The sequence below is a fragment of the Cryobacterium sp. Y82 genome (assembly GCF_002929495.1).
Classification (GTDB): domain Bacteria; phylum Actinomycetota; class Actinomycetes; order Actinomycetales; family Microbacteriaceae; genus Cryobacterium; species Cryobacterium serini.
The window spans coordinates 221,003-238,085 of sequence record NZ_PJJJ01000033.1 but is presented as its reverse complement, the minus strand read 5'-3'; the positions used below and the strand labels follow the sequence as shown (position 1 = coordinate 238,085).

Genomic DNA, 17,083 nt, shown 5'->3' with positions numbered 1-17,083 from the left:
TACGTATAGATACATTACGGTCCCCACACCCACCCGTCAAAACGCCCCCCACCCGGGCGTGTCGCAGCCCCGCATCCGCTCCCCAGCCCACGCAGGCCGAGCCTCGCCTGTTGAGACAGCTGGTTATGATTCGGGGGCGTCGGCCACGAAGAGTTCGCTCACAGAGTTGTAGTACTGGTCGGTTCTGCCCTTATGAGTCATGCCGATGCGCAGGCAGACACGCTGCGAGGGGCGGTTACTCGGAGTCGTGACGGCCACCACTCGGTCGAGCCCGGTCTTCCAGCCTTCGGCCAGTACCGCAGCTGCCGCTTCGGTCGCATAGCCGTTATGCCAAGCGTTCGGGTGAAAGTGCCAGCCGATCTCGGTGTCCCCAGACGGCTCGAGCGGCGCGACCGGGCTCGAAGCCGGAATCGACTTGAGCAGCAGGTTGCCAAATATTTCGCCGGTGTTGGCATCCGTTACCGCCCGAACGGCGTGAATGGGATGCTCCATTCCCGCCCAGTGCTTGATCACCGCGATCGCCTCGGCGCGATCTGTTATCACTCGTGGATGCAACCCGATGTGTTGTTGCACAGCCCAGAGCGAGTACAGCCCGAAGATGAAGTCGGTGTCATCGAGGGTCCAGGGGCGCAGCAACAGGCGTTCAGTTCGAAGAGTTTCCACGACGACATCTTGCCACCCCCACCTGCCGCCCCGCGCAACCGACCCGCCCGCGCAAAGCCGACTGTCGCTGCGGTAGCGGTATTGACGGGTTGCGCGTTATACCCGGGCAGGCAGCGGATGACACGCCGCTAGGCAGAACTACTCGACGAAAATTCCCGCGAGCGTTTTCTTGCCGCGACGCAGCACCGCTACTCCCCCTGGAAGCACTGATCCTTCAATGGTCAGGTCGACACTTGTGACCTTCTCGTTGTTCAGGTACACCCCACCCTGTTGTACGGCGCGTCGGGCCTCACCGATACTCTTCGACAGTTCGGTGTCCACGAGCAGCTGCAGAACCGTAGCGTGCGGCGACGTCGTGGTGTGTGGAAGTTCGCGCAGGGCAGCCTCGAGGGTGTCGGGATCCAGCTCGGCGAGGTTGCCCTGACCGAAGAGTGCCTCGGCGGCGTGGATGGCAGCATCCGTCGCTGAGTGCCCGTGCACGAGGCTGGTCACTTCCAGTGCGAGCCGGCGCTGCGCTTCACGCCGGAACGGTTCGTTTTCGACGAGCTCGGCGAACCGCTCGATTTCACCGCGGGAAAGAAAAGTGAACACCTTGAGCCGAAAGACCACGTCGGCATCGTCGGTGTTGAGCCAGAACTGGTAGAAGGCGTAGGGGCTCGTGAGGTTCGGGTCGAGCCACACCGCGTTGCCCTCGCTCTTGCCGAACTTGGTGCCGTCGCTGTTGGTGATGAGCGGGGTGCCGATGGCGTGCACCGTGCCGCTTTCGGCGCGACGGATGAGATCGGTTCCGCTCGTGAGGTTGCCCCACTGATCACTGCCGCCGGTTTGCAGCACGCAGCCGTAGCTGCGGAACAGCTCGAGGTAATCCAGGCCCTGCAGTATCTGGTAGCTGAACTCGGTGTAGCTGATGCCCGCGTCGGAATTGAGGCGCGCGCTGACGGCATCCTTCTTCAGCATGGTGCCCACACGGTAGTACTTGCCGATTTCGCGCAAGAAATCGATGGCGCTCAATGGCGCGGTCCAGTCCAGGTTGTTCACGAGCGTGACGGCGTTGTCGCCCTCCGAACTGAGAAACCGCGATACCTGCGCCTGCAGGTAACCGACCCATTCCGCGACGGTGTCGGCGGGGGTGAGCGTGCGCTCGGCCGTGGGACGCGGGTCGCCGATGAGACCGGTCGAGCCTCCGACCAGGCCAAGCGGATGGTGTCCCGCCAGTTGCAAGCGCCGCATCAGCAGCAACTGCACCAGGTTACCGAGGTGCAGGCTCGCTGCGGTCGGGTCGAATCCGCAGTAGTAGGTGATCGGGTCACCGTCGAGCAGAGCCTTGAGCTCGGTCTCGTCGGTGGAGACGTGCACGAGCCCGCGCCAGTTGATCTCCTCCCACACCGAGTCGAAGGAGGGATCATTGGTCTGCTGGGCAAGAATGGTGGGGTCTGACACGCGCTTTAGATTATCAGCCGGGGCAGTTGCCCGAAGTACTGGCAGCATCCGTTCCTTTGCAGATTACTTTAGGTTAGAGCCTACAATTAGCTTGATTTAGCCTGTGGGCTTAACTAGGCTGAATGCAGGACGGAGCCTGAGACCATGTTTGTCATCACCGCCGACCAGATCGGCAGCCGTAACGATCACGATCGCGCGCGGGAGATGATCGCGCAACTCGTGGCGCAGAGCCCCGACGCGTTCAGCCTGCCGCCCGACCAGACGGCCGGCGATGAAATTCAGTTGCTCCTATCGGCGGCCCGGCCCACGCTCGACGCGATTCTCGCGCTGCATCGTTCCGCCCATTGGAGCGTTGGGCTCGGTGTCGGAACCGTGCGCACTCCCCTACCGGCGTCGACCAGACAGGCCACCGGCGGCGCTTTCATCGCGGCCCGCGACGCCGTGCTGCGCGCTAAAAGAACCGAAGCGCACTTTGCGCTCGAGGTTGACCCGACATATGCCGCCTCCGGCGGCGTTGAGGCGCTCTTCACCATGCTCCTGCTGCTGCGTCAACGTCGAACCCCACAGGGCTGGCAGGCCGGCGACCTATTCGAAGCCGGATTGGCCCAAATCGATATCGCTGCAGAACTCGAAATCACGACCGGTGCCGTGAGCCAACGGCTCAAAGCCGCGCAGTACCGGGTTGAGCAGGCGGCGCGGCCGGCGTTGGTTAGGCTGCTGGAGCAGCTCGATCATCTCCCGAATGAAACGGATAATTCCGCATGACCTTTACCGTCCTTACATTTCTTTACTGGGTCGCCCTGCTTCTGGTCACGCTCGCCTCGCTCACCTGCGCCGCGATCGCCTTCAAACTGCACCGACAGATCTTCGCGATCTGGGCCATGGCAGGTCTCGTCGTTGCCCTCCTGCTCGCCGCGGTGACCGTTGGCGCCGGCCCGAGCGCCTTCGGTATCGTGATCGGCATGCTCGCCGTCGCCCTCGCCGTGATCGGGGGCGGCCCGATCGCTGTACTGGCGCTCGATCTCGCCACCAACAACTCGGTACCGCCGGGCCAGCATGGCGGAATCATGGTGCTGAACGCCGGCAAACCCGCCCCCACCATGGCCGGGGTCAGCGATCCGGAGACCCATGAGGTGCTGCGCGGCGGCGTGACCATCGGCATCCTGGAACGCCTCGCCGTGGCCGGCGCGATCCTGGCCGGTTTTCCCGAAGCGATCGCCGTTGTCGTCGCCATCAAGGGTGTTGGCCGCTTCACGGAGTTGGCCGCGGCCGAATCGCGTGAGCGGTTCATCATCGGCACCCTATCGAGCCTGATCTGGGCGTGCGCCTGCGCCGCCCTCGTACCAATGGCCCTGACCTAACGTACCGGCTTTGCTCCTCGCAGGCAGGCCCAGCTGAGCGCCGCCGAATCGGCATGGTCTACCGGCTGAGGGCGGCCGTCAGGTCGCGCACGCGGGCCACGAGCTGGGCACGCTGTTCGGCGACGCGTACGGATGCGGTTCCGCCGGCACCGTCACGACTCTCGACCGATCCGCGAATGGTGAGCACCTCGCGCACCTGGGGTACGAGGTGCGGCGAGATCGCGAGCAGCGCCTCGTCGTCAACTTCGTGCAGGTCGAGTCCGTTGGTCTCAGCGAACTTCACCAAAGAACCGGTGATTTCGTGGGCGTCACGGAACGACACGTGCCGTTTGACCAGCCATTCCGCAACATCCGTGGCGAGGGAGAACCCCTGCGGGGCGAGTTCGGCCATGCGTTCGGTGTGAAAGGTGAGGGTGGCGACCATGCCGGTGAAGGCGGGCAGCAGCACTTCGAGGGTGTTGATCGAGTCGAAGACCGGTTCCTTGTCTTCCTGCAGGTCGCGGTTGTAGGCGAGCGGAAGCCCCTTGAGCGTGGTGAGCAGCCCGGTGAGGTTGCCGATCATGCGGCCGGACTTGCCGCGGGCGAGTTCGGCGATGTCAGGGTTCTTCTTCTGCGGCATGATCGACGAGCCGGTGGAGTAGGCGTCGTCGAGGGTGACGAAACCGAATTCGCGGGTGTTCCAGAGAATGATCTCTTCGGCCATCCGCGACATGTCAATGCCGATTTGCGCGGTGATGTAGGCGAATTCGGCGACCAGGTCGCGGCTTGCGGTGCCGTCGATGGAGTTCTCGACCACGGCGGCGAAACCGAGGTCCACGGCCACGAGGCGTGCGTCGAGACCGAGGGTGTTGCCGGCGAGGGCGCCGGAACCGTAGGGGGACGCATCCGCTCTGCGATTCCAGTCCGCGAAGCGGTCGAGGTCGCGCACGAGCGGCCAGCAGTGCGCCAGCAGGTGGTGCGCGAGCAGCACCGGCTGGGCGTGCTGCAGGTGGGTGCGGCCGGGCATGATGGCGCTTTCGTGCGCTTCGGCCTGGGCGGCGAGGGCATCGATGAGTTCGATGACGAGCGAGGCGAGGGTGGCGGCGTGGTCGCGCAGCCACATGCGCACGAGCGTTGCGACCTGGTCGTTGCGGCTGCGGCCGGCGCGGAGCTTGCCGCCGATCTCGACGCCGATGATGTCGATCAGGCCCCGCTCGAGAGCGGAGTGCACGTCTTCGTCGGCCTCGGCGGGTAGGAATTCGCCGGCGAGGACGGCGCGCTCGAGTTCTTCGAGCGCGCCGACCATTTGGGTAAGTTCGGTGTCGGTGAGATACCCGGCGGCGGCGAGGGCGCGGGCGTGCGCGCGGCTGCCCTGCAGGTCGTATTCGGCCAGCATCCAGTCGAACTGCGTCGACTTGCTCAGCCGTGCCAGTTCCGGCGACGGTCCCCCGGCGAAACGGCCGCCCCAAAGGGCGCCCGCCTTGCCGGCGCGATTCGCGTTCTTCTCACTCGACACTTCGGCGCCCTACTTCGCGGCGGCGTCGCGTCGTGCGGCCACCTTGCTCGGCAGCGACCACAGTTCGATGAAACCCTTGGCCATGGTCTGGTCGAAGGAGTCGCCGGTGTCGTAGGTGGCGAGGTTGAAGTCGTACAGGCTGGTCGTGCTCGAGCGCCCCGTCACGACGGCGCTGCCGGCGTGCATTTTCAAGCGGATATCGCCGGTCACGTACTTTTGCGTGTCTTCGATAAACACGTCGAGGCTCTTCTTCAAACCGGAGAACCACAGGCCGTCGTAGACGAGCTCGGCCCACTTGCTCTCGACGCCGCGCTTGTAGCGGGCAACGTCGCGCTCCAGGGTCATGTTTTCAAGCTCCTCGTGAGCGGCGATCAAGGCGATACCGGCCGGAGCTTCGTAGATCTCGCGGCTCTTGATTCCGACCAGGCGGTCCTCGACGATGTCGACGCGGCCGACACCCTGATCGCCGGCGAGGCGATTCATCAGCTGAATCATTTGCAGCGGGGAGACCTTCTTGCCGTCGATGGCGACGGGCACTCCCTGTTCGAACGAGATGACAACCTCGGTGGGGGCGCGGGTGACCGATGGGTCCTGCGTGTAGGTGTAGAGGTCTTCGATCGGCGCGTTCCACGGGTCTTCCAGGAAGCCGGTTTCAACGGCGCGACCCCAGACGTTCTGGTCGATGGAATACGGGCTCTTCTTCGACTGCGCTATGGGCAGGTCGTGCTTGGCCGCGTACTCGATGGCCTTGTCACGGGTCAGTTCGAAGTCGCGCACCGGGGCGAGCGAGGTCAGCTCGGGAGCAAGGGCGGCGACGGCCGCTTCGAACCGAACCTGGTCGTTGCCCTTGCCGGTGCATCCGTGGGCGACGCTGTCGGCGCCGAGTTCCTTTGCGGTCGAGGCGAGGTACTTGGCGATCAGCGGACGGCTGATGGCCGAAACGAGCGGGTAACGCTTCTGATACAGGGCGTTCGCCTTGAGCGTCGGCACGATGTAGTCGTTGGCGAACTCGTCCTTGGCGTCGATGACGATGGATTCGACGGCGCCGCAGTCGAGGGCTCGCTGACGGATCACGTCCATGTCTTCGCCCTCCTGTCCGACGTCGACGGCGAGGGCTACGACCTCTTTGCCGGTAGCATCCTTGAGCCAGCCGATGCCGACCGAGGTATCCAGTCCGCCCGAGTATGCGAGTACAACGCGTTCCGCCATGGTTCTCCCTAAATCTTGATCTGTCTAAAGTTTACGTGCTGGGGCCCGCGCCCCCGGTCGTCCGCCCGGTTCCCTCACTCTTTCCGGGCCCGGGCCCGCAAAGCAGGCCCATGATCTATCGTGGGCCCAGTTTCCGGGCCCGGGCCCGGTCGAAGACGCTCGCGGATGCCTGCGGCTGGGACGGTCAGGCCGCGTTCTGCGCGAGCAGCCAGACCAGCAGCGCCTTCTGGGCGTGCAGTCGGTTCTCGGCCTCGTCCCAGATAATGCTCTGCGGCCCGTCAATAACGTCGGCGGTCACCTCGTAGCCGCGGTCGGCCGGCAGGCAGTGCATGAAGTGGGCGCCAGGCTTGGCCAGGCCCATCAGAGCGGCATCGACCCGATACTGACCGAGGTCCCCGAGCCTGGTGGCCTTCTCGTCTTCCTTACCCATCGACACCCAGGTGTCGGTGATGACCACGTCGACGCCGGTGACGGCTTCGCGTGGGTCGGTGAACAGGGCAACCGAGCCGCCGGTGCGGGCGGCGATGGCCGTCGCATCCGCTACCACCTGGTCGTTCGGGGTATACCCGGCCGGAGACGCGATGCGCACGTGCATGCCGGCAGTTGCGCCCGCCAGGAGGTAGGACTGGCCCATGTTGCAGGCTCCGTCGCCGAGAAAGGCGAGGGTCTGGCCGACGAGGTCGCCGCGGTGTTCGCGGATGGTGAGCAGGTCGGCGAGCAGCTGGCACGGGTGAAAGTCGTCGCTGAGCGCGTTGATGACGGGCACGGTCGTGCCGAGCGCCATTTCCTCGAGTCCAGCCTGGCCGTAGGTGCGCCAGACGATCGCGGCGACCTGGCGTTCGAGCACGCGGGCCGTGTCGGAGGCGGTCTCTTTGCCACCGAGCTGGCTGTTCGCGGTGCTGATGATGAGGGGGCTACCGCCGAGGTCGGCGATACCGACCGCGAAGGACACCCGGGTGCGCGTGGAGGACTTGTCAAAAATAACCGCGACGGTCTGCGGACCGACGAGCGGGCGCACCGCGAATCGGTCTCGCTTCAGCTCCAGGGCCAGATCGAGAATCTCGGCCTGTTCGGCCGGGGAGATGTCGTCGTCGCGCAGGAAATGGCGGGTCACGGTGTCACTTTCGGTTGTCGAGCAATAGGTGAGCGGATGCTGCTCCCCCGGTGAATAGTCCCGCACCGGTCGCAACCCGCGCAAAGTGGGATTCGTCCAGCCTAGAGGCTGGCCAGTGCTCGCCCGAACCGCTCCGTGAAGTCAGCGAGTTCGGTATCCCCGACGATCAGCGGTGGGGCGACGCGAATGCTCGTCTCGTTGGCGGCATTGATGATGAGACCCTGGGCGAGAGCGGAGGCGCCGAGCTTTAAAGCAACCGGCTCGGTCAGGCCAATGCCGAGCAACAGTCCTCGCCCGCGGACTTCCTCGATCCAAGGCGAGTTAAAGCCGAGAAGGATCTCGCGCAGCTGGCGGCCGCGGCGGGCGGCGTTGGCGGCCAGATCGTCACGTTCGATCACGCCGAGCACTGCGTTCGCGGTCGCCGTGACGAGCGGGTTGCCGGCGAAGGTCGAACCGTGCTGCCCGCGCCGGAACAGCTCGGAGGCCCACCCGAAGGTGACAAGCGCGCCAATGGGAACGCCGCCACCCATCCCCTTAGCGATGGTGACGGCATCCGGAAGAATGTCAGCATGGTTGTAGGCGAACCAGGCGCCGGTGCGGGCGATACCGGTCTGGATTTCGTCGAGGATGAGCAACACACCGTGCTCGGTGCACAGTTCGCGGGCTCGCTTAAGATAGCCGTCTGGCAGGTCGATGACGCCGGCCTCGCCCTTGACCGGTTCGAGAAACAGGGCGGCGACGGTGTTGTCGATGGTCGCCTCAAGGGCCTTGATCGTGCTGTCAATGTGTTCGACACCGCCGGGCACGGGCTCGAACGCCTCACGCATGTGCGGCTTACCCGAGAGGGCGAGCGCGCCCATGGTACGACCGTGAAAGGAGTCGTGCAGCGCGATGATTCGACTGCGATGTCCTTTGTTGTTGAGCCTGGCCAGTTTGAACGCGGCCTCGTTGGCCTCGGCACCGGAATTGCAGAAGTACACGCGGCCCGTTTCACCGGCGCCCGTGATGCGCTTGAGGCGTTCGGCCAGTTCAATCTGCGGCGGCGTCGCGAAATAGTTGGAGACGTGGCTGATCGTGCCGATCTGTTTCGTGACGGCGGCGACGACCTCGGGATGCGCGTGGCCGAGCGAATTCACGGCGATGCCGGCCAGAAAGTCGAGATACTTCGTGCCCTTCTCGTCCCAGACGTAGCAGCCCTCACCGCGAACGAGCATGGCCAGTGGCGGGCTGAACGTGCGCATCATTGCGTCGGCGAACCGATCCTGCCAGGAATCTTCAGTCATGCCGGTACTACCTCCGTGCCAATGCCGCTTCCAGTGAAAATTTCGAGCAGGATCGAGTGCGGCACTCGTCCGTCGATGATCGCGGCCTTGGCGACGCCGCCGTCAACCGCGTCGAGGCAAGCCGTCATTTTGGGAATCATGCCCGATTCCAGCTCGGGCAGTAAGCCCCGCAACTCGGCCACATCGATGATCGACACGAGCGAATCCCGGTTCGGCCAGTCGCGATAGAGTCCGGCGACGTCGGTGAGAATCACGAGCTTGGCCGCGCCCAGCGCGATCGCGAGCGCGGCAGCAGCAGCGTCGGCGTTGACGTTGAGGGACTGGCCCGGAACATCCGTATCGGGCGCGATCGACGAGACCACCGGTATGCGGCCGGCCGCGAGCTGGGCGAGCACCGCTTCGGGGTCGACGCCGATGACGTTGCCGACGAGCCCGAGATCGACCTCTTCGCCGTCGATGACGACGCCACGCCGTCGTCCGCGGAACAGTCCGGCATCTTCACCGGAGAGTCCGGCGGCGAGCGGGCCGTGCTGGTTGATGTGACTGACCAGGTCGCGATTGATCTGGCCGGTGAGTACCATGCGCACCACGTCCATCGCTTCGGGCGTGGTCACCCGGTAGCCGCCGCGAAACTCACTCTCGATGCCGAGGCGCGCCAGCATGGCGGAGATCTGCGGGCCGCCGCCGTGCACGACGACCGGTCGGATACCCGCGTACCGCAGGTAGACCATGTCTTCGGCGAACGAGCGCTGCAGCTCTTCGCTCACCATGGCATTGCCGCCGAACTTCACGACAATGATCTGGTCGTGAAAGCGTTTGAGCCACGGCAGCGCTTCGATCAGCGTCGCCGCTTTGACGGATGCTTCGGCCCGGCTGGTCTCGTCGGCGTTAGTTCTCGGTGTTTCGGTCATGATCAGCTCGAGTATGCGCTGTTCTCTTCGACGTAGTCGTGGGTGAGGTCGTTGGTCCATAGGGTGGCCGTTTCGCTACCGGCATGCAGGTCGATCAGCACAGTCACGCCGCGGCCCGACAGGTCGACGAGCTCGCGCGGCTGGTCGGGCTCGCCCGCGGTACACACCTGTACTCCGTTGATGGCGACGTCGATGCCGTAGGGGTCGAAGGCGGCGTGCTCCACCGGCACTGTTCCGACGGCGGCAAGCACCCGTCCCCAGTTCGGGTCGTTGCCAAAGATGGCCGACTTGAACAGGTTGCTGCGCGAGACAGCGCGGGCCACCGTGACGGCCTCGTCGTCGGAGACCGCGTTGGTGACCGTGATCGCCACGTCGTGCGCGGCACCCTCCGCGTCACTTTGCAACTGCAAGACCAGGTCGCGGCAGATCTCGACGAGGGCGGCGTTGAATTCGTTCTGGTCGGCGGCGACGCCGCTGGCCCCTGAGCAGAGCAGACTCACGGTGTCGTTGGTCGACATGCAGCCGTCGGAGTCGAGGCGGTCGAAGGTGACTCGGGTGGCGGCGCGAAGCGCCGTGTCGAGGTCGGCCGAGTCGAGCACAGCGTCGGTTGTGATGACCACGAGCATCGTGGCAAGCCCCGGGGCCAGCATGCCTGCTCCCTTGGCCATGGCGCCAATGCTCCAACCGGCAGCAGAGGTGTGCGCGGCCTGCTTCGGTCGGGTATCGGTGGTCATGATCGCCTGCGCGGCCAGAAGGCCGGCTGCGGGCGTCGTTGCGTCATCCGTTTTGATATAAAGTGTCGCGTCCCAGACGCCGGCGGTGATGCGGTCGAGGTTGAGCTGTTCACCGATCAGGCCGGTGGAACAGACCAAAACGTCGCCGGAGGAGATGTCGAGGCGGGTCGCAACGGCTTCAGCGGTGGCATGCGTGGTTTGAAAGCCGATGCTGCCGGTGTAGCAGTTGGCGCCGCCGGAGTTGAGCACGATTGCGCTGACCCGGCCGTCACTCATGACCTGGGTGCTCCAGATGACGGGGTTGGCCTGGCAGCGGTTGCTGGTGAACACCGTCGCGGCGTTCTGCAGCGGGCCGAGGTTGTGCACGAGGGCGAGATCGAGCCCGCCGGACTTTTTCAGGCCGGCCGTGACGCCGGCAGCAGCAAAACCGGCGGGAAGGGTGACACTCACGGAGCAACTCCATTCATGGTCAGACCGAGCGTTTCGGTCAGACCGAGGGCAATGTTGGCGGATTGGATGGCGGCGCCGGCAGTGCCCTTGACCAGATTGTCGATGGCCGTGATGGTGACGACGCGGCCGGCTGCTTCGTCGACGGCCAGTCCGATCAACGCCGTGTTGGCGCCGAGCACATCGGCCGTGCGTGGAAAATGTCCCTCGGGGAGCAGGTGCACAAATGGTTCGTCGGCGTAGGCGCTCTCCCAGGCGGCCCGCACGGCGGCGGCAGTCGTTCCGGGTACCAGCCGGGCGGTCGCCGTCGCGAGGATGCCGCGCGACATCGGTACGATCACCGGCGTGAACGAGATGGTGGCGTCGGTGGTGCTTCCGGCCCAGCGCAGCGACTGCACGATCTCGGGAATGTGCCGGTGGGTGCCGCCGACGGCGTAGGGGTTGGCCGAGCCGAGGATCTCGGCCGCGAGATTCGGCAGCTTGAGACTCTTGCCGGCGCCGCTCGGGCCCACGGCGAGTACGGCGACGAGGTCCTGCGCTTCGATCACGCCGGCGTGGATGCCGGGGGCTAGGGCAAGCGCAACCGTGCTGGCGTTACAGCCGGGCGCTGCGATGCGGCGCGCGCCGTCGATTTTGTCACGCTGTTTGCCGTGGGCGGTGGGCAGTTCGGGTACGCCATAGGTCCAGGCACCGAAGTGGTCGCCGCCGTAGAACGCGGCCCAGTCGTCGGGACTCTCGAGCCGGTGGTCGGCGCCGCAGTCCACCACGAGGGTCTCGGCAGGCAGGTGCGCGGTCAGCTCGCCGGATTTTCCGTGTGGCAGGGCCACGAAGACCACGTTGTGGCCGCTGAGATTTTCGGGGGTCGTGTCGACGAGGGTCAGGTGGCCGAGCGAACGTAGCTGTGGTTGCACGTCGATCAGGCGCTGCCCGGCGTTGCTGTGCGCGGTGACCGTGCGCACCTCGAATTCAGGGTGACCGGCGAGCAGCCGCAGCAGTTCGCCGCCCGCATACCCGCTCGCGCCTGCCACTGCCACCGAAAAAACCATGTGTTAAACCTAGCGCGGCCCCGGCGGCACTGTTTCCGCGCTCGCGCGGGGCGTCACGCCCGCGGCACGGTTCGCGGCACCCGTTTGTGTTCGCGGCACCCCTGTTGGTTCGCGGCACCTCTAGCTAAATGTGCCGGCTTCCCGTGTGAGTGCCGCGACGACGGATGCCGCGCGCCAGCACCCAGGCGCGACTCGCGGCACGCGTAGGAGTTCGTGGCACCCCGAGCACTGCGTGCCCGCTTCCCGAACGAGTGCCACGAGAGTCGAAAGGATCCGCTCTCTGCACAGTGACTGCTCGTGCCGAGTTCCACACAGATGTTGCGCCACACGAGGACCGGCCCCGGTTTCGCGGCAGGGTGGGAACATGTTGGAGGCCTTGGAAACGCAGGATGTGCTCGGCGACGGCCTCATCACGGCCGATGCCCTTCGTGTGAGCGGTATGAATGCGCACGCCGTGGACCTGCTGGTGAGACGCGGCGAGCTCCGGCGTCTTCGACGTGGTTGGTACGCCCTCGGCGCAAAGTGGCAGGCGGTTGGTTCCGATGGGCAATACTGTCTATTCGCGCGTGCCACTGCCGGTGCGGCCAAACGACCATTGGTGCTTTCGCATCATTCCGCCGCGGCCATGCATGGACTGCCGCTGATTGGCGCGTGGCCCGCCACTGTACATGCCCTCGTCCCCGAAGCTCAGGGCGGCAGCAGTCAGCGGCTCGTCACCACGCATCGCGCCGTCGCCGATCCGAATACAACACTCATCAGCGGTGTCGCGGTGACCAGCCTCGCCCGCACCCTTGTCGACATGGCTGCCGGTGGCAGTTTTCTCACCGGAGTGACAATGATCGACCACGTGCTCCACCAGGAAAGCAGGCGGGTGGCGATCCCGGGTGTGCCCGCGATCACGAAGGCAATACTCTTCGCCGAACTGGAGGCGGTGCGTCCCCGTACGGGGCGACAGGCCGCCGAGCGGGCCATTACCTTTGCCGACGAACTCTCGGCCAACGCTGGCGAGTCGCTCAGCAGAGTGCGGTTCGAGCAACTGAAGTTCGAGATTCCCGAACTTCAGGTGCGGTTTGACGTCGTTGGCCGCTCCTATTTCGTGGACTATTTTTGGCGGGGCGTGCGCAAGATCGGAGAGTTTGACGGGCACATCAAGTACACCCGTGCGGCGGTCATGAACGGGAAAGACGTGGTGGAGGTCGTCGTCGCTGAGAAGGACCGGGAGAGCGCACTTCGCCCATTTGTGACGAGTTTCAACCGGTGGGGGTGGAACTTGGCCCTCAATGCCGGCGAGTTCTACCGCTTTCTCTGTGAAAAAGGTATGCCGCGCGCCCGCTGACACTACCCCCTGCGTTCGCGGCACCCGTTACAGTTCACGGCATCCTTCAGGTTCACGGCACTCGCTACAGTTCGCGGCACCTCCCGTGACTCGCGGCACGCCGGGCAAAGAATACCGGCGTCCCAAACGAGTGCCACCACACGCGGATCCCCCGCGTCCCCCTGATGGGGACGACTCACGGCACTCGTTACAGTTCGCGGCACCCCGGGCACTGAGTGCCCGCGTCCCTAACGAGTGCCGCGACCAGCGGATGCCCCGGCAGGCTACTCGCGCAGGGTCGCGCCGAATCGATCCCCAGCGAGGGCAACCCCGGACAGGCGGGCGGCACTGGCCTCGGCGGCGGTCAGTGTGCGCTCCTCGCCGCGAAAACGCAGGGCGAAGGTGAGCGACTTCTTTCCGGGCTCGACCCCAGCACCGCGATAGTCGTCGACCAGGTCGATGGTCTCGAGCAGATCGCCGGCCCCCTCGGCGACGACCGCGCGCAGGGCGGCAGCCGGCACCGAAACCGAAACGACGAGGGAAAGGTCCTGCGTCGCGGCGGGCATCGTGCGGATCGGCGTGACCGTCAAGTCACCGCCGGCCTGCGCGAAGACGAGCCCGAGGTTGATCTCGGCAACGGCCACGACAGCGGGAAGGTCATAGTCGTCGGCAACAGTGGGAAGTAGTTCTCCGGCGAATCCCACCGACACGGTCGAACCCGAAACGGTCCCGTCCTGCACGGACGCGGCCGGCAACGTGACGAACAGTTCGGCGGTGCGACCCGGGTGCATCGCCGGGTGCTGGCCCTGCCGCACCTCGATGCGCACGCCGGTGGCCAACGCCACCTGCTGCGCAGCGGCCAGCGAAGATTGCCAGCCCGCGGCAACGGCGGGCTGTCCGGGTTGGTGCCGAACGTCATTGCCGACGAGAACGATCCCGACCAAGAGCGGCTGCGGCACAACTCCCGCGTTCAGGGCCGCCTCCGCCTCGGCGCTGGGACGCCGAGCGCCGGCCGGAAGCACGGCCGTGCCGTATCTCACCCCGGCCTCGGGCCGAAAAACCAGTCCCTGCTCGTAGATGGCCACATCGACCAGTCCGCGTGAGCGGTTGCGCTGCGCGATCTGCAACAGGCCGGGCAGCATCGAGGTGCGCAGGAATGGCGCCTCGCCGTCGAGCGGGTTAGCAACCTTTATCTGCGGCACAGAAAGCGGCACCGAGATCGACAGAGGGGATGCCACGTCCACCGTGCTCGCGCCAGCATCCACTGCGCCGGCAGACACTAGAGCGGGTGAAACGGCCACGCCGAACAGATTGTTCGCGCGCTCGGAGACGAACGGGTAGGTCAGCACCTCGAAGTGACCGGTGGCCGCGAGTGTCTGCGCAACCGTGCGTCGCAGGGTCTGGGTGAGCGTCAGGCCACGGCCGGGCGGTGCGACGGGCAGCACCGAGGGGATGCGGTCGTAGCCGACGATGCGGGCGACCTCCTCGGCGAGGGTCCATTTATCGGTGAGGTCGGGGCGCCAGCTCGGCGGGGTGACCTGCAGGTCGCCGTCAACTTCGGCCAGCGAAGCACCGACGTCGACCAGGGCATCACGCACTTCGTCGCCGGTATAGGCGAGGCCGATCAGGCCCGACACGAACCCGGTCGGCAACAGAATCGGCTGGGGTACCGGAGCCTCGTCGTAGACCGAACCGAGATCGTCGGCGACTCCCCCCGCGAGGTCCACGAGCAGCTGCACGACGCGGGCGGCAGCGACAGCGGCCACGCGCGGGTCGACACCGCGTTCAAAACGCTTGCTCGCCTCGCTCGGCAGCTTGTGGCGACGGGCCGAGCGCGCGATCGACACCGGGTCGAAGTTGGCGGCCTCGACGAGCACGTTGACGGTCTGCGCGCTAATCTCGGTGCTCGCCCCGCCCATCACGCCAGCCAGGCCGATGGGCCCAGATTCATCGGTGATCAGCAAATCTTCAACGTTGAGCGTGCGGGTGACCGCATCGAGCGTGGTGAACTTCTCCCCGGTCGTCGCACGCCGCACGATAATGCCACCGGCCAGCTTGTCGAGGTCGTAGCCGTGCAACGGCTGGCCGAGCTCGAACATCACGTAGTTGGTCACGTCGACAACGAGCGAGATCGAGCGGATACCGACCAGCCCCAGGCGCGCGATCATCCAGGCCGGGGTCGGCCGGGTCGGATCGACGCCGCGCACGACGCGGGTGATGAATACGCTTGCTCCGATCCGGTCCCGGATCGGCGCCTGGTCGTCGATCGTCACCGGGAACCGGGTGACCGGGGCCACGACGGTCAGTGCCAGCGCGGGGTCCCGGAACGGCACACCGGTCGCGTGCGAGTATTCGCGGGCAACGCCGCGAACGGAGAAGGCATAGCCGCGATCCGGGGTGACATTGATCTCGACAGCACTGTCGTCGAGGCCGAGCAGGGGAATCGCATCCGTTCCGGCCGGGGCGTCTATGCCGAGCGAAGCCAGCAGCAGAATTCCGTCGTGCTCGTCGCCGAGGCCGAGTTCACGCGCGGAGGCGATCATGCCGTCGGAGACGTGACCGTAGGTCTTGCGGGCCGCGATCGGAAAGGGGCCCGGCAGCGAAGCGCCGGGCAGGGTCACGACGACCTTGTCGCCAACGGCGAAGTTGTGGGCGCCACAGATGATGCCGTGAATGGCGGGACCGCCGTCAGCGGCGAGCTCGTCGCCCGGCGCAACCCGCACCTGGCACCAGTTGATCGTCTTGCCGTTGCTCTGCTCTTCGCCGACGAATTCGAGCACCTCACCAACCACGATCGGGCCGGACACTTGGAAGCGGTGTATGTCTTCCTCTTCGAGGCCGACGCTTACCAGGGCAGCATGCACGTCTTCCGGCGTGGTGCCGGGGGCCAGGTCAACGAATTCGCCGAGCCAGGAAAGTGGAACCCGCATTAGACCGTCATCCCATACTGCTGGCTGAACCGAATATCGCCCTCGACCATGTCGTGCATGTCCTTTACGTCATTTCTAAACATCACTGCTCGTTCCACGCCCACACCGAACGCGAATCCGGAGTACACCTCGGGGTCGATTCCGGCGGCGCGCAGCACGTTGGCATGCACCATGCCACAGCCACCCCACTCGATCCAGCGTGCACCGTCCTTGAAGGTGGGGTGCCAGACATCGAGCTCCGCACTGGGTTCGGTGAACGGAAAGTAGTTCGGGCGCAGACGCACCTTTGCTTCTGGACCAAACAGGGCCTGCACGAAGTGGTCGAGAGTGCCGCGCAGGTTGGCCATGGTCAGGCCCTTGTCGATGGCGATGCCCTCGATCTGGTGGAACACCGGCGTGTGGGTCGCGTCGAGTTCGTCGGTGCGAAACACCCGTCCGGGCGCAACCACGTAAACCGGCAGCTCGCGCGAGAGCAACGCGCGCAGCTGCACGGGTGAGGTCTGCGTGCGCAGCACGAGGTGGGCATCCGTCGGTTCGACAAAGAACGTGTCCTGCATAGCGCGGGCGGGGTGGTCCTCGTCGAAGTTCAGCCCGTCGAAGTTGAACCATTCGCTCTCGAGCTCCGGCCCTTCCGCCACTTCCCAGCCCATCGCCACGAAGACGGCGGCGGCTCGTTCACTGAGCAGCGAGATCGGATGCCGCGCCCCGGCCTTCCAGGTCGACGCTGCGGCGGTGACGTCGACCGTTTCAGCGAGGAGGCGGGCGGCGGCTTCAGCGCTACCGATGTCGTCTTCGCGGGCGGTCAACGCCTTGGTGACGGTACCGCGGGCCTGGCCCACGAGCTTGCCTACTGCAGCCTTCTGGTTGCCGGGCACACTGCGCATCAGAGCGTTCAGCTTCGACAGCGGTGAGGACTCCCCCGCATGCTCGCTGCGCACGAGCTTCAGCGCGGCGGTCGTCTCCGCGACGGCGATGGCGTCGAGGGCGGCGTCAACCGCGGCGTTTACCGCGGCTTCGGAGATCAACGGCTCTGCCGGGTCTCCTGCCGCCGGATCGGATGACGTGGTGGGATCAATGGGAACGCTGGGAACAGACACAAGGCCCAAGTTTAGTGGGTCTGTGCCCGGGGCCGGCC

Annotated in this window: 14 protein-coding genes; 3 read left to right on the top strand and 11 right to left on the bottom strand. The window is 65.7% G+C overall.

The genetic code is table 11. From position 1 onward, the window contains the following. Positions 1-123: 123 nt before the first annotated feature. Together CXY70_RS10955 and tyrS are read right to left on the bottom strand one after the other, a co-directional pair. Positions 124-663: a GNAT family N-acetyltransferase gene (locus tag CXY70_RS10955; RefSeq protein WP_104192385.1), complete on the bottom strand. Its 540-nt coding sequence runs from the start codon at positions 661-663 to the stop codon at positions 124-126. A 138-nt stretch (positions 664-801) separates the two neighbouring features. After that, on the bottom strand, positions 802-2,103 hold the full coding sequence (gene tyrS, locus CXY70_RS10950) for a tyrosine--tRNA ligase (RefSeq protein WP_233205890.1): 1,302 nt from the start codon (positions 2,101-2,103) through the stop codon (positions 802-804). Positions 2,104-2,247: 144 nt separating this feature from the next. On the opposite strand from tyrS, the gene CXY70_RS10945 reads away from it, so the two are divergent. Beyond that, positions 2,248-2,868 carry a DNA-binding protein gene (locus CXY70_RS10945; RefSeq protein WP_104192383.1) on the top strand — a complete coding sequence of 207 codons (621 nt, stop codon included), beginning with the start codon at positions 2,248-2,250 and terminating at the stop codon, positions 2,866-2,868. After that, the gene (locus CXY70_RS10940) at positions 2,865-3,464 is read left to right on the top strand and encodes a hypothetical protein (RefSeq protein ID WP_104192382.1); all 600 of its coding nucleotides are present in this window, start codon (positions 2,865-2,867) and stop codon (positions 3,462-3,464) included. The genes CXY70_RS10945 and CXY70_RS10940 overlap by 4 nt, the downstream gene beginning before the upstream one ends. 58 nt (positions 3,465-3,522) lie before the next feature. Here CXY70_RS10940 and argH read toward each other — a convergent pair whose 3' ends face one another. The 7 genes from argH to argC form a co-directional block, all read right to left on the bottom strand. After that, on the bottom strand, positions 3,523-4,959 hold the full coding sequence (gene argH / locus CXY70_RS10935; protein ID WP_104192381.1) for an argininosuccinate lyase: 1,437 nt from the start codon (positions 4,957-4,959) through the stop codon (positions 3,523-3,525). 9 nt (positions 4,960-4,968) lie between these two features. Continuing rightward, positions 4,969-6,168, bottom strand: a complete 1,200-nt coding sequence (locus tag CXY70_RS10930; RefSeq protein ID WP_092111682.1) for an argininosuccinate synthase — start codon at positions 6,166-6,168, stop codon at positions 4,969-4,971. 184 nt (positions 6,169-6,352) lie between these two features. Next, positions 6,353-7,282, bottom strand: a complete 930-nt coding sequence (argF, locus tag CXY70_RS10925) for an ornithine carbamoyltransferase (RefSeq protein ID WP_104192380.1) — start codon at positions 7,280-7,282, stop codon at positions 6,353-6,355. A 101-nt stretch (positions 7,283-7,383) separates the two neighbouring features. Beyond that, on the bottom strand, positions 7,384-8,565 hold the full coding sequence (locus tag CXY70_RS10920) for an acetylornithine transaminase (RefSeq protein ID WP_104192379.1): 1,182 nt from the start codon (positions 8,563-8,565) through the stop codon (positions 7,384-7,386). Beyond that, the gene (gene argB, locus CXY70_RS10915) at positions 8,562-9,476 is read right to left on the bottom strand and encodes an acetylglutamate kinase (RefSeq protein ID WP_104192378.1); all 915 of its coding nucleotides are present in this window, start codon (positions 9,474-9,476) and stop codon (positions 8,562-8,564) included. Before argB ends, CXY70_RS10920 begins: the two co-directional genes overlap by 4 nt. A gap of 2 nt (positions 9,477-9,478) precedes the next feature. Then, positions 9,479-10,660, bottom strand: a complete 1,182-nt coding sequence (gene argJ, locus CXY70_RS10910) for a bifunctional glutamate N-acetyltransferase/amino-acid acetyltransferase ArgJ (RefSeq protein ID WP_104192377.1) — start codon at positions 10,658-10,660, stop codon at positions 9,479-9,481. Continuing rightward, entirely contained in the window at positions 10,657-11,703 is a 1,047-nt protein-coding gene (gene argC, locus CXY70_RS10905) for an N-acetyl-gamma-glutamyl-phosphate reductase (protein ID WP_104192376.1), read from the bottom strand. The genes argJ and argC overlap by 4 nt, the downstream gene beginning before the upstream one ends. Positions 11,704-12,067: 364 nt before the next feature. On the opposite strand from argC, the gene CXY70_RS10900 reads away from it, so the two are divergent. Beyond that, positions 12,068-13,039 (top strand): hypothetical protein, encoded by a 972-nt coding sequence (locus CXY70_RS10900; RefSeq protein ID WP_104192375.1) that lies wholly within the window; start codon positions 12,068-12,070, stop codon positions 13,037-13,039. A 263-nt stretch (positions 13,040-13,302) separates the two neighbouring features. Here CXY70_RS10900 and pheT read toward each other — a convergent pair whose 3' ends face one another. Next, positions 13,303-15,948, bottom strand: coding sequence for a phenylalanine--tRNA ligase subunit beta (gene pheT / locus CXY70_RS10895; protein WP_104192374.1), 2,646 nt, complete (start codon positions 15,946-15,948; stop codon positions 13,303-13,305). After that, positions 15,948-17,024, bottom strand: coding sequence for a phenylalanine--tRNA ligase subunit alpha (gene pheS, locus CXY70_RS10890; protein ID WP_104192411.1), 1,077 nt, complete (start codon positions 17,022-17,024; stop codon positions 15,948-15,950). The genes pheT and pheS overlap by 1 nt, the downstream gene beginning before the upstream one ends. Positions 17,025-17,083: the final 59 nt, after the last annotated feature.

Coding starts and splice junctions, on each gene's coding strand:
- CXY70_RS10945 (WP_104192383.1), top strand. CDS start 2,248: ATGTTTGTCATCACCGCCGACCAGATCGGCAGCCGTAACGATCACGAT.
- CXY70_RS10940 (WP_104192382.1), top strand. CDS start 2,865: ATGACCTTTACCGTCCTTACATTTCTTTACTGGGTCGCCCTGCTTCTG.
- CXY70_RS10930 (WP_092111682.1), bottom strand. CDS start 6,168: ATGGCGGAACGCGTTGTACTCGCATACTCGGGCGGACTGGATACCTCG.
- CXY70_RS10920 (WP_104192379.1), bottom strand. CDS start 8,565: ATGACTGAAGATTCCTGGCAGGATCGGTTCGCCGACGCAATGATGCGC.
- argB (WP_104192378.1), bottom strand. CDS start 9,476: ATGACCGAAACACCGAGAACTAACGCCGACGAGACCAGCCGGGCCGAA.
- argC (WP_104192376.1), bottom strand. CDS start 11,703: ATGGTTTTTTCGGTGGCAGTGGCAGGCGCGAGCGGGTATGCGGGCGGC.
- CXY70_RS10900 (WP_104192375.1), top strand. CDS start 12,068: ATGTTGGAGGCCTTGGAAACGCAGGATGTGCTCGGCGACGGCCTCATC.
- pheT (WP_104192374.1), bottom strand. CDS start 15,948: ATGCGGGTTCCACTTTCCTGGCTCGGCGAATTCGTTGACCTGGCCCCC.